Annotated in this window: 13 protein-coding genes; 6 read left to right on the plus strand and 7 right to left on the minus strand. The window is 69.9% G+C overall.

Annotation, left to right across the window (positions count from 1 at the left end):
- Positions 1-22: 22 nt before the first annotated feature.
- The 4 genes from plpQ (at position 23) to K8640_RS08810 (ending at position 3,193) form a co-directional block, all read left to right on the plus strand.
- The gene (gene plpQ / locus K8640_RS08795) at positions 23-424 is read left to right on the plus strand and encodes a motility regulator PlpA (RefSeq protein ID WP_046712779.1); all 402 of its coding nucleotides are present in this window, start codon (positions 23-25) and stop codon (positions 422-424) included.
- Positions 421-975 carry a DUF192 domain-containing protein gene (locus K8640_RS08800; protein ID WP_223746656.1) on the plus strand — a complete coding sequence of 185 codons (555 nt, stop codon included), beginning with the start codon at positions 421-423 and terminating at the stop codon, positions 973-975. The genes plpQ and K8640_RS08800 overlap by 4 nt, the downstream gene beginning before the upstream one ends.
- Before the next feature lie 851 nt (positions 976-1,826).
- Entirely contained in the window at positions 1,827-1,982 is a 156-nt protein-coding gene (locus K8640_RS08805; protein ID WP_223746657.1) for a DUF839 domain-containing protein, read from the plus strand.
- Between the two features lie 416 nt (positions 1,983-2,398).
- Positions 2,399-3,193 (plus strand): hypothetical protein, encoded by a 795-nt coding sequence (locus K8640_RS08810; protein WP_223746658.1) that lies wholly within the window; start codon positions 2,399-2,401, stop codon positions 3,191-3,193.
- Positions 3,194-3,474: 281 nt separating this feature from the next.
- Here K8640_RS08810 and K8640_RS08815 read toward each other — a convergent pair whose 3' ends face one another.
- Both K8640_RS08815 and K8640_RS08820 read right to left on the minus strand, forming a co-directional pair.
- Complete coding sequence (locus tag K8640_RS08815) at positions 3,475-4,677, minus strand: EAL domain-containing protein (protein WP_223746659.1); 1,203 nt, start codon at positions 4,675-4,677, stop codon at positions 3,475-3,477.
- A 135-nt stretch (positions 4,678-4,812) separates the two neighbouring features.
- Entirely contained in the window at positions 4,813-6,018 is a 1,206-nt protein-coding gene (locus K8640_RS08820; RefSeq protein ID WP_223746660.1) for a hypothetical protein, read from the minus strand.
- 73 nt (positions 6,019-6,091) lie between these two features.
- Here K8640_RS08820 and K8640_RS08825 point away from each other — a divergent pair, with 73 nt between their 5' ends.
- Complete coding sequence (locus K8640_RS08825) at positions 6,092-7,120, plus strand: zinc-binding dehydrogenase (protein WP_174816724.1); 1,029 nt, start codon at positions 6,092-6,094, stop codon at positions 7,118-7,120.
- Between the two features lie 13 nt (positions 7,121-7,133).
- Here the strand turns inward: K8640_RS08825 and ybaK are convergent, their stop codons facing one another.
- From ybaK to purE, 3 genes are read right to left on the minus strand one after another with little or no spacing between them, the layout of a single operon-like run.
- Complete coding sequence (ybaK, locus tag K8640_RS08830) at positions 7,134-7,610, minus strand: Cys-tRNA(Pro) deacylase (RefSeq protein WP_223746661.1); 477 nt, start codon at positions 7,608-7,610, stop codon at positions 7,134-7,136.
- 4 nt (positions 7,611-7,614) lie between these two features.
- Positions 7,615-8,757, minus strand: a complete 1,143-nt coding sequence (gene purK / locus K8640_RS08835) for a 5-(carboxyamino)imidazole ribonucleotide synthase (RefSeq protein ID WP_223746662.1) — start codon at positions 8,755-8,757, stop codon at positions 7,615-7,617.
- A complete protein-coding gene (gene purE / locus K8640_RS08840) occupies positions 8,754-9,251 on the minus strand; it encodes a 5-(carboxyamino)imidazole ribonucleotide mutase (RefSeq protein WP_046712787.1) in 498 nt (165 codons plus the stop codon). The genes purK and purE overlap by 4 nt, the downstream gene beginning before the upstream one ends.
- 318 nt (positions 9,252-9,569) lie before the next feature.
- Here purE and K8640_RS08845 point away from each other — a divergent pair, with 318 nt between their 5' ends.
- Positions 9,570-10,676 carry a hypothetical protein gene (locus K8640_RS08845; RefSeq protein WP_223746663.1) on the plus strand — a complete coding sequence of 369 codons (1,107 nt, stop codon included), beginning with the start codon at positions 9,570-9,572 and terminating at the stop codon, positions 10,674-10,676.
- A gap of 92 nt (positions 10,677-10,768) precedes the next feature.
- Here K8640_RS08845 and K8640_RS08850 read toward each other — a convergent pair whose 3' ends face one another.
- Complete coding sequence (locus tag K8640_RS08850) at positions 10,769-12,184, minus strand: VWA domain-containing protein (protein WP_223746664.1); 1,416 nt, start codon at positions 12,182-12,184, stop codon at positions 10,769-10,771.
- Between the two features lie 87 nt (positions 12,185-12,271).
- Complete coding sequence (gene cglC, locus K8640_RS08855) at positions 12,272-12,805, minus strand: adventurous gliding motility lipoprotein CglC (RefSeq protein WP_141332137.1); 534 nt, start codon at positions 12,803-12,805, stop codon at positions 12,272-12,274.
- Between the last annotated feature and the right edge of the window lie 255 nt (positions 12,806-13,060).

The following is a 13,060-nucleotide window of genomic DNA, read 5'->3' on the forward strand; positions in this document are numbered from 1 at the left end:
CTCCCCTATACTCCCGGGCCGCATGTCCGAACAGAAGACAGGTCCCGAGCACCGCCAGCACGGGCGCGCGCCCATCGAGCTGAAGGTCGACTACAAGAAGCTCAACTCGTTCTTCGCGGACTACACGAAGAACATCAGCAAGGGCGGCACGTTCATCAAGACGAAGAAGCCGCTGCCCATCGGCACGCGCTTCCTCTTCAAGTTGACGGTGCCCCACCGGGAGGCGCCGTTCGAGTTGCTGGGCGAGGTCGTCTGGTCCAAGGCGGACGGCGACGAGCCGGGCATGGGCATCCGGTTCATCTACAGCAGCGACACGCAGCGGGTGGAGTTCGAGACCGTGGTGGAGCGGCTGATGTCCGACAGCCTGGGGCCCGAGCTGACCGAGAAGCTGCTCAACAAGCCGCTGCACCCCCAGCACCCATGAAGACCTCCCGTCGGCTCGGCCTGGTCCTCCTGTCGCTCGCGCTCTGCGCCTGTCAGCAGGAGGCGCAGGGCCGGCAGCCCTCGTCCACGCCTCCCGCGCCCGTGAAGCCTCTCGTCACCGACGTCACCGCGAAGGACTACGTGGGCCCCACGCTGCCGCGCGCGCACGTGCGGCTCAAGGACGCCTTCGGTGGGGTGCATCGGGTGGAGGTGGAGGTGGCCGCCACGCGCGACTCGCGAGAGCGCGGGATGATGTGGCGCACGGAGTTCGCCGAGGGCAAGGGGATGCTGTTCCTGTTCCCCCAGGAGTCGATGCAGGGCTTCTGGATGCGCAACACGCTCATCCCGCTGGACATCATCTTCATCACCGCGGACCTGCGCATCGCGGGCATCGTGTCGCGCGCGGTGCCCAGGTCGATGGAGACGCGCTCGGTGGGCGCGCCCAGCCAGTACGTGCTGGAGGTTCCGGGCGGCTGGGCGGAGAAGGTCGGCTTGCGCAAGGGCTCGCCGGTGGAGTTCGAGGGCGTGTCGAACCTCCGCATCGACCCGTGACGCGCGCGACGTTGGTCGCGCGTGACGTCATGGGGCCGTGACGTGATGAAGAAGTGACGCACTGAACAAGCCGTCGCCACACAGCCTCCTCAGGATGCGCTCGCGTCCGTTCGCCCGCATGCGAGCGCGACGCGAACCCCTGGAGGAAGTGGCTCATGTCTTCTCGTCTGTTGCGGCTCGCGACCGGTGCGGTGCTTCTGGGCAGCTCGTTGTCCTTCGTCGCCTGTGAGGGGGACACGGGCCCCGCTGGCGCGAACGGGCAGGATGGTCAGGATGGCGCGCCCGGCGAGGATGGAGCCCCGGGGGGTGACGGTGGACCGCAACGCGTGGCCGATTCGATGGCCGCTTGGCTGTAAACCCGCTACCAACTCTCCCTCGTCGAGACAGGCGGCTGAGGCGGAGTGTTGGCGCTCCCCGGCAATGGGACTCACGGGCTGAAGATTCATCAACTTCGGGCGATGTTCTTCAACCGCTTCGCATGGTCGCTCGGCGAAATTGCATTCCGATGCAGCGGGTCCCCGTGCCACAGCGGAGTCGGCAACTCTCGCCGGGGCGACGGAGATGGTCGGTTGTCAACGGCCCCACCCATTCGGTATCCCATACGAAAGGCGCTGACAAATGTACGGGCAGAATCGTATGCGAGCCGACCGATACCGTACGCGATCAAGATGCCGGTGGTAGCGGTGAGAGCAACAACGCCGAAAGCGATGGCTTCGATGAGCCCCCATGGGTCGTTACCGCTCACCCGATACGCTGCGACAAAGCCAGCCGCAATTGATGGCAGACCAACGAGTACCCACCGCATGGCGACATGGTGAGTGCTCCATCCCACTGGAGTCAAGATGGTGGGCATGCGGCTGTCTATCGTGGACACCGATGACTTCGGTGCGCCCTTGCCCGAGGGCTTGGTGTTGGGCACGCACTCCAACGACTCGGGTGGACAGACGCCATGGGTCACCATCTTCACGGGCGAGAAGGACGTGCAGGGTGTCTACGGCGACCCCTGAGGGATTGTGGACGTCGAAGAACAACTGGGTCCCCACCGTGCCCGGCATGCAGGCCGGTGCGCCGCGTGCGCTCGACTTCGCGTCGCCCGCGCCCGGCGACATGGTCAGCTTGGACACGCGCTCCACGCACCACAAGGATGGCCACGGCTTCTTCCTCCCGGACGCGTTCCGTCGCGATGCGGGAGGACAGCCGTCGCGCGAGGTGTATCGGCTCAACCTGGCCATCCTGGAAGCGGCGATGACGGTGGACCCGGCGCTGCTGGATGCGACGAAGTCTCGACGCCGGGTGGAGCCGGTGGACGAGCGCTCGGGTGGGGTGGACCTGGATGGAGACGGAGTGCTCGTCCGGGGCGTCGAGGTCGTGCATGGACTGCCGCCGCACTACGCGGGGGCCGCCGCGAAAGTGAAGGTGCGGCGTGACTTCTATCCGCGGCGTCGAGTTCCTGCACACCGTGCGGTACGTGGACCCGGATGCGCCCGCGCTGTTGTCCGCGCGGATGAAGGAGGTCCGCTACTCGCGCAAGGACGAGGAGTACGCCGGCGACCAGGTGATGGCGTTCTACGGCGCGGAGCAGGAGAAGAAGATGCGCAACCGGCTGCCCGCGTTCCCGGGCACGCCGGAGCTGGGGCTCATCAACGAGTTCGGCTGGCGTCTGCAGGGCTTCATCGAGGATTCGAAGGGCCGGCTGCGCGTGCAGACGATGGAGGAGCACGTGTTCTGCATGGGCTGTCACACGAACCTGGGGGTGACGGTGGACCAGACCTTCGGCTTCCCGCGCAAGGTGCCGGGGAGGGAAGGGTGGCGGCACCAGGACCTGCGTGGCATCGCGGACGTGCCGCAGGCGGGGCACGCGAAGCCGGAGGTGATCACGTACTTCGAGCGGGTGAAGGGCGGCGACGAGTTCCGCGCCAACGAGGAGTTGCTCGCGCGCTTCTTCGCGGACGGGAAGGTGGATGAGACCTCCGTGCGTCGGGCCTCGGTGGGGGGAGACAAGGACCTGGCGTGGCTGCTGACGCCGTCGCGTGAGCGGGCGCTGGCGCTGGGGCGGGCGTACATGGCGCTGGTTCGCGAGCAGGGCTTCACGAAGGGGCGCGACACGTTGCTGTCGCCGCCGACGAACGTGCTGCCCTCGGTGGAGAACGGCTCCACGGGGCTCGAGGACGCGGGCCTCATCTTCGAGGACGGCCGGCTGCACCTCGCGTGGGAGTAAGTCGGGGGGCTCGTGGCCTCACGCGTGAGCGTCATCGGCGAAGGCGGGTGACGCTCACGCGGACGGAGGTCCTTCACCTCGGCGGAGCGTAGGGGCTCCATCGAGTTCGTGACCGCTGAACTCCGAAGACGCGCCGAGGCGCGAACACGCGCCGGTGCTACCGAGGGTCGAGCATCTGGTTTCAGGTGGTGACGCCTCGCGAGCGGCGTCGCCTTGTCGCGCTGCGACGCGCGGTCGCGGCTTTGGCGCGTCGGACTCCGTGTGTCCGCGCAGTCCCGCTGCTACTTCGCGGCGGGGCGCTCGGCGAGCTCCGTAGCGCGCAGCAGCAACTGCTTCATCGTCACGGTGCCCAGGAACTGTCCCTGCGCATCCGTGACGACCACCGGCTCGTAGACTGCCTCCGGAGGCCGCGCCATCGCGAGACCCACGAGCGCCGTCACCGCCACCTGGTCCTCGATGACGAGCGAGGGCGCGTGCGCCGTGCTTCCAGGACTCCATGACGCGAGATTGCGCCGCGTCACCAGCGCGCGGGGACGTGAGCCCTCGAGCACCACCACATGGTCCGCCTGCGGCGCATCGCGGAACACGTCGTTCACCGTGTCCACTGTCGCGGACACATCCACCGTCGCGCGCCGGATGACCAGTCCTCCGACCGTCGTGTCATCCGCGCGCTCACGCAGGAGCAGGGCGCGCATCGCCTCGCGCCGCCGCGACTCGAACGCCTCGGCCGGACGCATGGGGCTCGGCGTCGGACGCGCGAGCAGGTAGCCCTGCGCGTGACGGATGCCCAGCCGCAGCAGCACCGTCATCTCCTCCCACGTCTCCACGCCCTCGGCGATGAGGATGGCGTCCACGCTCGACGAGAAGTCCACCAGCGACTTCACCAGGTGCTGCCGGTACGCGTGCAGATGGATGTCCCGCACCAGCGCCTGGTCCAGCTTGATGAAGCGCGGTACGCAGTGCACCAGCGTCACCAGCCCCGAGTGCCCCGCGCCGAAGTCATCCAGCGCGAGCCCGAAGCCCTGCGCCGCGCACTCCCGCGTCAGCCGCTGCAACAGCGCGCCATCCTCGATGACCGCCTTCTCGGTGATCTCCAGCACCAGATGCCGAGGCCCCAACCCATGCCGCTCCAACAGCGCCAGCGTCGAGCCATCCCCGAAGCGAGGATCACTCAGCACATCCGGGCTCACGTTGAAGAAGAACGGCGCGCGACGCTGGTCCTCCGGCAGCTTCGAGATGCAGCGCAGCGCCGATGTCCAGCACGCGCGCTCCAGCTCCCACGTGTAGCCGGAGACCCGCGCGTGCGTGAACAGCTCGTGCGGTGACTCGAGCGAGCCCTGTCCGCGCGACAGCACCTCGTACCCGATGACCTCTCCCGTGCGCAGATCCACGATGGGCTGGAACGCGGAGGTCACCCCAGGCTCGGTGCCGTTCCACAACCAGAGGGGAATCAGACCGGGCTGTCGGACGAGGGGGTGGGTCATGACGGGGCAAATGTTACCTGACGCTACCCACGTCTACAGTTCATGCCTGCGAACCACCACCACAACCATCACTCAGCGTGCGAGACAGCGCCCGTTCCCCCCTCTACCCGTGTTCGATATCCGGGAATTCCACGCTCAGGACGTACGAATCCGAGCGGTTCGGGCCTCCGAAGGAGCCTCCTCCCCGACAGGTTGGACGGGTTCCGGGACATGCGCGAGGGTGGCCTGCGAGGCCACGGCGTCCAGTCCCTGCCCCTCTTCCCACTGCACGGAGGACAGCGCGCGGAAGCGTCGCGCGAGGGATGACAGCTCCGCGGCCTTGAGCTGCGCCTGTCCGCTGCGCAGCGACAACAGCGCCACGCGCGCGCGCTCCAGCAACGCCACTTCGGAGCGCAGCCTCGCGAGGATTCGCTCACGCCGCACCTTCAGCTCCCCCAGCCGCTCCACCTCCTCCGCGAGCGACGCGGCGGCCGCCTCCAGCTGCCTGCGGGCCACCGCGTCCGTGGTGGCGCGCGCGGCGCGCTCCAGCTCCTCACGCTCGGCCCGCAGCTCCGCCTGCGCGCGCTCCTCGAGCTGGGACTCCACGCCCGCCCACTCGGAGGCCAGCTCCACCGCGTCGCGGGTGATGCGCGCCAGCGTGCGGGCCAGCTCCTCGCGCGCGGGCTCTCGCGGCAACAACGCGAGCGACTGCCCGCACTGGCGATACAGCGCGAGCGCCCGCTCGCACTGCGTCCGGAAGTCCCCCGCGAGCCGAGGAATCAGCTCCTCCGCGCGCGCCTCCACCGGGTCCGCCGTGAGCGCCAGGTGCGCGGCCACCGAGCTCAGTCCCACGAAGAGCCCCAGGATGGCGCCCGTCGCCCCCGCCGCGAGCAGCGCGGGCGTGGCCAGGTCCGCCAGCCGCGCGGAGAACACCCGGGCAATCTCCGAGCCCGCGAGCGTGAGCCCCGCGCCCAACAGCGCCCCCAGGCCCAGGTGCACGAGGGTGGGGCGCGCCTCCGCCACCTGTCCCTCCACGCCCTTCTCGCTCAGCCGCGCACGCACCAGCAGCGAGCCTGCCGCCGCCGCGCTGCAGGCCACCGTCCACGCGGGCGCCATCCCCAGCGCATACGGCACCGACGTCAGCAACACGCCCAGTCCTCCCAACAGCACGCGGTCCCACTTGTCGCCCTGCGCGCACGCCAGCACCACGGCCGCCGGCACCAGCCACGCCAACGGCAACGGCACCCCCAGCCTCGCCGTGACGAGCTGCACCAGCCCCGCGCCCGCGCCCGCGGCCAGCGCCCTCGTCACGGTCCGCTCGAAGGCTTCGCGGTGGTGCAACTGCAAAATGGTGGCGTTCATCGACACTCCGAGCGTGGGGGCAGGGCAAGGGGCTCCCCCTTTCACGCACGGCCGAATTAAAAGGTCTGCCGCAATGAGAACCCCCCCGGTCCCCGTGGCGATGCGCGCGCTGGTCCTCCACGCCTATGACGGGCGCCCCGAGTCCCTCCAGGTCCAGACCCGCGCCGTGCCGCGTCCCACCGCGGGGCAGGTGCTGGTGCGCATGGCCGCCTCGCCCATCAACCCCGCGGACCTCCAGTTCGTGCGGGGCCAGTACGGCGTGCGCAACGCGCTGCCCGTGGTGCCGGGCTTCGAGGGCAGCGGCACCGTGGTGTCCGCGGGGAGCCTCGCGGGGCAGCTGCTGGTGGGGCGCCGCGTGGCGTGCGTGGCCCCGGTGGGCGGGGATGGCCTGTGGGCCGAGTACGCCGTGGTTCCGCTGCAGCAGTGCATCCCGCTGCGCGCCCACATCTCCGTGGAGCAGGGCGCGAGCCTCTTCGTCAACCCCTTCACCGCGTGGGTGCTGATGGAGCGCGCGAAGGAGGGCGGCCACGTGGCGCTCGCGCAGACGGGCGCGGCGAGCAGCGTGGGTCGGATGCTGGGCTCGCTGGCCCGTCGTCGGAACGTGGCCATGGTGCACGTGGTGCGGCGAAAGGAGCAGGTGGAGCTCCTTCGCGGCCTGGGCGTCGAGCACGTGCTGAGCAGCGACGAGCCCGAGTTCCAGGAGCGACTGCGGCTCATGTGTCACGAGCTCAAGGTGACGCTCGCCTTCGACGCGGTGGCGGGGCGACTGACGGGGCAACTGCTGAGCGCGTTGCCCGAGGGCGGGCACGTCACGGTGTACGGCGCGCTGTCGGAGCAGGAGTGCCGGTTCGACCCGGGCGACGTCATCTTCGGACGCAAGACGGTGGACGGCTTCGCGCTGTCGGAGTGGGCGCGCCGGGGCTTCGGCCGCGAGCAGCTCAAGGCGCTGATGGGCGTGCCCGCGCTGGTGGGCCGCGAGCTGGAGACGCCCGTGCGCGCGCGGCTGCCGCTCGAGTCCGCGGGCGAGGCGGTGAAGATTGCCTCCGCGGACATGACGTCCGGCAAGGTGCTCTTCATGCCCGCGCAGGGCTCGCTGACCTGACGAAGGCCCGCGCTCAGGCCTTGTCGCGCGAGATGGGGCCGACCTTGCCCTTCGTCACGCGCAGGTAGTCGGCCGGGGCCAGCACGAGCTGCGTGCCTCGCACGCCCGCGGAGACGGCCACCTCGTCGAACAGCTCCAGCGTCTCGTCGACGAAGACCGGGTAGTCCTTCTTGCCGCCGATGGCCGTACAGCCGCCGCGCACGTAGCCGGTGAGCGGCTGCAGCTCCTTGAGCGGCACCGTGTCCACCTTGCGGTCCCCGCTCAGCCGGGCCAGCGCCTTCAGGTCCAGCTCCGCGTTGCCGGGCACCACCGCCATCAACACGCCGGTGCGGTCTCCTCTCGCGACGAGCGTCTTGAAGACCTGCTCGGCGGGCATGCCCACCTTGGCGGCCACGGTCTCCGCGGAGAGGTCCTCCGGGTCGACCTCGTAGTCGCGCAGCGAGTACTTCACGCCCAGCGAGTCGAGCAGCCGGGCGGCGTTCGTCTTCATCGCGTCACACCCCGAGAACGGCGGCCGCGGCCTTCACCCGGGCGAGGGCATCCTCGGGCGTGGTGCCCACCGCGGACAGGTGCCCCATCTTGCGTCCCTTGCGCGCCTCGCGCTTGCCATACAGGTGCAGCCGCACGCCGGGCAGCGCCAGCGCGTCCTCGAAGCGCGGCCCGCCCTCGCGCAGCCACAGGTCGCCCAGCAGGTTGACGATGGCCGCCGGGCGCACCACCTCCACCGAGCCCAGGGGCAGGTTGCACGCCGCGCGCACCGCCTGCTCGAACTGCGAGGTGAGGCACGCGACCTCCGTGGAGTGGAAGCTGTTGTGCGGCCGCGGCGCCAGCTCGTTGACGAGCACCGTGCCGTCGCGCAGCAGGAACAGCTCCAGCACCAACAGGCCCTCCACCTGCAGCGCGTCGGTGATGGCGCGCGCCAGCTCCGTGGCCTTTGTGGAGACCTTCTCCGGCAGGGGGCCCGGCAGCAGCGACCACGCGAGGATGCGCTCCTCGTGGTGGTTGAAGGCCGGCGGGTACACCGCGAGCTCGCCCTTGGGGCTGCGCGCCACCAGCACGGACAGCTCCGACTCCAAATCCAACGCGGCCTCGACGACGACGGAGCGCTCACCCAGCTCACGCCACGCGGAGGCGGCCTCACCCGCGGTCTTCACCTCCACCTGCCCGCGCCCGTCGTAGCCGCCCTCGCTGGACTTCACGAAGCACCGCCCGCCCAGCGCCTGGATGGCCTGGGCCAGCTCTTCGGCGGAGTGCGCCTCGCGCCACGGCCCCACGGGGAAGCCGCCCCTGGCGAGCCAGCCCTTCTGCCGGCCGCGGTGCTGGATGATGTTCAGCACGGACGCGCCCGGCCGCATGGGCGCATGGCGCGCCACCGCCTCCAGCGTGGCGAGCGGCACCTTCTCGATTTCGAGCGTCACCGTGTCGCAGCCCTTCGCCAGCTCCTCCGCGGCGGCGATGTCCCCGAAGGACGCGGTGAGGCAGCGGTCCACCACGGAGCGCGAGGGGCACGCCGGGTCCGGGTCCAACGCCTGCACCTGGAAGCCGAGCGTGCGCGCGGCCAGCGCCATCATCCGCCCCAGCTGCCCTCCGCCGAGGATGCCAATCGTCCCACCAGGGAGCACCACGCGCGGGCTCATGACAGCTCCCGGTGCGCGAGCACCTCGTCGGTGCGCGCCTTGCGCCACGCGGCCAGCCGCTCGCGCAGCTCCGGGTACTTCAGCGCCAGGATGGACGCGGCGTGCAGCGCGGCGTTGGCGGCGCCCGGCTTGCCGATGGCCTGCGTCCCCACCGGCACGCCCTTGGGCATCTGCACGATGGAGAGCAGCGCGTCGATGCCGTTGAGCAGCGTGGTGGGCATGGGCACGCCGATGACCGGCAGGAGCGTCTTCGCGGACACCATGCCCGGCAGGTGCGCCGCGCCCCCCGCGGCGGCGATGATGAGCGACAGCCCGCGTGACTCGGCCGTGGACGCGTACTCCATCATCCAGTCCGGCGTGCGGTGCGCGGAGACCACCCGCACCTCGTGGGGGATGCCCAGCTCCTTCAACACGTCGATGCCCGGCTGCAGGTACTCCAGGTCGCTCTTGCCGCCCATGATGACCCCGACCCAGGGGGTGTTGCCGCTCGCCATTCGGTCCACGCCTCCATGCGCTCTCCGGCCGAAGGCTGGAGGAACGCGGAGATAGGGCCGGGCGATTCCGACGGTCAACCTGGAACTGACCCGGCCACGCCCGTGCGCACGGTGGGTGCGCTCGCTCGCTTCGTTCCGTCCCAAGTCTCCGACTGGCCACCTGTAATACAGGCATGTCAGATTATTCTGATGAAAAGAGCCTTGCATCGCGTGCTGGTTCATCGAGCGTTCGCTCTCGGACTTCTCTGTGTCTGGTTGGGCCCGGGGTGTCAGGCGGGGCGTGGAGAACCCGAGCCGTCGGCGCCCGCAGAGCGCTCGGTGGGCTCGCCCCTGACCTCCGGGTTCACGAGCTTCCACGGCGTGGTCTTCAGCGCGAGTGGCCCCATCGCCGGGATGCACTGCCTGCGCATCGCCGCGACCTTCGACCCGCACGGCTGGGACGACAACTACCTGTGCTCTCCGACGGACCTCGGGTTCTTCTGGTACGACGGGGACACGACGTTCCCCTGGCCGGACCTGCGTTGCATCGAGATGACCGAGCGAGGGGACCCCGCTCTTTGGTTCGACAAGCGCCTGTGCGTCCCCCACGACTCGCCGCTCACCATGACCTGGTCGAGCACGGGGCCGCTGCCGGGCAAGGAGTGCATCCGCTTCCACGAGCCCGAGGACCCCTACGGGTGGAGCGACAACTACCTCTGCCTGGAGGCGCCGCTGGTGATGGCGTTCAGCGCGTCGGGCCCCATCGCGGGGATGAGCTGCACGTCGATGAACGAGCCGGCCGACGCCGCGGGAGGATGGACGGACAACCACCTGTGCACGAACAAGGACATCGGCCTGCGCTGGAGCATCAACGGCGAGCTGCCCGGCATGCGCTGCACCCAGATCCACGAGTCCGCGGAGCCGGCGTACAACGCGTGGCACGACAACTACCTGTGCGTGCCCCCGGAGGCGGAAGCGATGTTCTCCTATTCGTCGGCGGGCCCGCTGCCGGGGCGCCTGTGCACCCAGCTGCTGGAGGCGGACGACCCCTATACCTGGGACGACAACTACCTCTGCTACCACGAGGTGCCGGTGAACCTGGAGTTCTCCTCCGCGGGGCAGATGCCGGGGAAGGTCTGCACGGCGCTCACGGAGACGTCCGACGTGGCGGGCACGTGGCTCGACAACTACCTGTGCGCCCAGCGCGACGTCGGGATTCGCTGGAGCCTGGGCGGGCCCATCTCGGGCATGCGCTGCACGCGCATCTGGATGAACGGGGAGGGCGTGGCGACGGGGTGGAACGACAACTACCTCTGCCTGCCGCCGACCTCCGCCCTGAACTTCGTCTGGTCGCCGATGGGCCGCTGCGCCAACAAGATCTCCGTGCCCTTCGACGAGAGCGCGGACCCGCACGCCCACTGGGTGGACTCGTACCTCTGCTACTGAGTCCATCGCCCTGAAGCGACACACCCCGCCTCGCCACGTGCGCGCGGCGGGACGGGGTGGGGTGCTTGCCCGGGTGGCGATGCGTGGGCCCTTCAGTACGTGGAGCCCACCTTGCCGAAGCCCTTCAGGGCCTTCACCTTGGACTTCTTCACCGCCGAGCGCAGCTCCTCCTCGCTGCCGGCGCTGCTGTACTCGTCCAGCGTGGCCTGCTGCTCGGCCAGGTCCGCGGCCACCGCGGCGGGGCTGGCCACCGCGCCGGCCTCCTGCAGCATCACCTGGTTCTGCTGGATGTAGCCCTTGGCCTCCTCGCGGCGGCCGTCACGCAGGGCCTCGGCGGCCTTCTGGAGGTTCGCCGCGCTGCGTGCCCGCACCGCGTACACCGTGGCGTCCTTGTCCTGGCGCGCGAGGACCTCCTCCTGCCGGTCCGTCACCACCGCGGACAGCGCGGCGTTGTCCTCCACCGGCGCCTGGCGGATGAGGTCCGAGTAGCTCAGGGACACGTCCGTCACGCGCACGGTGCTGCCCACGGCCTGGCCCGTCGTCACCAGCCTGACGACGACACGCTCCAGCTGGCCGGCGGAGAAGTCCGGCAGCGACACCGTCACCTGGTTGCCGGACTGCCGCGCGTTGTAGCCCATCACCTCGCCCAGCGACGTGCCGGACGGCAGCGTGAAGGTGAGCGTCACGCCGCGCGCCACCGTCGTGGAGGCCTGCTGCAAATCCTTCTGGAAGAGGGCGGCCAGCTGGCTTGCGTCCTCGAGGAAGCCGTACGCGCCCGCGCCGTACTCGGCGAAGGCCTGCATCAGGTCCTCGTTGAAGTCGGTGCCCACGCCGATGGCGCTCACCGTGATTCCGGACGCGCGCAGCTCCTGCACCTGGCGCTCGAGGCCCTCGTCGTCGGTGATTCCCTCCGTGGGCTGCCCGTCGCTCATCAGGATGAGGCGGTTGACGCGGAACGAGGACTGCGCGGTGGACAACTGGAAGCGGCCCGCGGACAGGCCCGCGGCGATGTTGGTGCCGCCGTCATCCCAGATGCCGTCCACGTACTGGAGCATCCGCTCGCGCTGAGCGGGCGTGGCGAGCGCCGCCGGCAGGCTCTTCACGTCCGAGCCGTAGTGGACGATGGCCAGCCGGTCCTCCTCCCGCATCAGCCCGATGAGGTGCCGCGCGGCCTGCTTGGCCTGCGCCAGCTTGTAGCCGCTCATGGAGCCCGACCGGTCGATGACCAGCGCCAGGTTCACCGGGCTGCGCTTCGCCCCCGGCACCTCCGCGCCCATCAGGTCCACCGTGGCGAACAGCTCCGAGCTGCCCGCGGGGACGTACGGGTGCGACAGGCGGCTGGTCATCGTCAGCGAGCCGGGCGCGCCCGTCAGGGGAGGGGGCCTGGGCGGCGGCTCCACCACCACCACGGGCTGCGTCTTCGGAGCGCCCACCTGGGGAAGGCCCAACACCAGCGCGGTGAGGGCCAGGACTCCGGCCAGGGAGAGGAAGAGGACCGTTCGATTCATGTGGCAGGGCTCCTGGGCGTTGAGGACGCGGGCCCTGCCTTTACGAACCAGCGCGGGGAAAAGGTCTATCCCCCGCGCCGGAAAGTGTCACCCACCCTGCGAGGTGCCCAGGCGCCCGGCGCAGAAGAAGGGCGAGTTGTTCTCGCCGAAGGTGTTCCGATAGAAGTCCTCGTCCGCGGAGCGCAGCGCCTCCAGCGTCTCCTGGTCCAGCAGCAGCGAGCGGCACGTCATGCGCTTGGGGAGGTTGGGCTCCACGTCCGTGGTGTCCTTCACCTCACACGCGCTGGCGCTCGCCCCGTCGATGCAGGGCTTGCTGCAGTAGCCGCGCGCCGGCGCCGTCAGGTTCACTTCACCTTCCTCCGTGCGGGCTCGCGGGTACTCCTGATCCCGCACGCAGATGAGGTCCTCGCACTCCACGGAGCCGAAGGAGATGAAGTCCTGGCGATCCGCCACCTCGCTCTCCAGTACCGGCACCGCACCCGTCGGATACTCGGCCTCCTCCTGCGGCGTGGCCGCCTTGCGCACCAGGGTGCAGGGCTTGCCGATTTCGCTGCTGACCTTGCATCCCGCCAGCACGAACACGGTGGTCGCGAGGAACGCGGCTCGGACGGACATCTTCATGAGACCTCTTCAAAAGGGGGGGAGGGGCGTGGAGGGGCCACGCTCAGCGCTCCCCAGGGTAGCACAGCACCTCCCCGTGCCAACGACCCTCGAGTCGCACTGTCCGCCCTGGAATTGTGCAGGAATACCGGAGAGATACAGGGCAGACAGGCATCACAAGGGCGGTTGCCGCTCGGGAATACGACCGATAGGATGGCGAAGCAGAAAGAGTCGCGCTGAACCCCCCGGTGGAGTCTTTCCCCCCCTCCCCCACGG

It is taken from the genome of Myxococcus sp. XM-1-1-1 (assembly GCF_020037095.1).
GTDB lineage: Bacteria > Myxococcota > Myxococcia > Myxococcales > Myxococcaceae > Myxococcus > Myxococcus fulvus.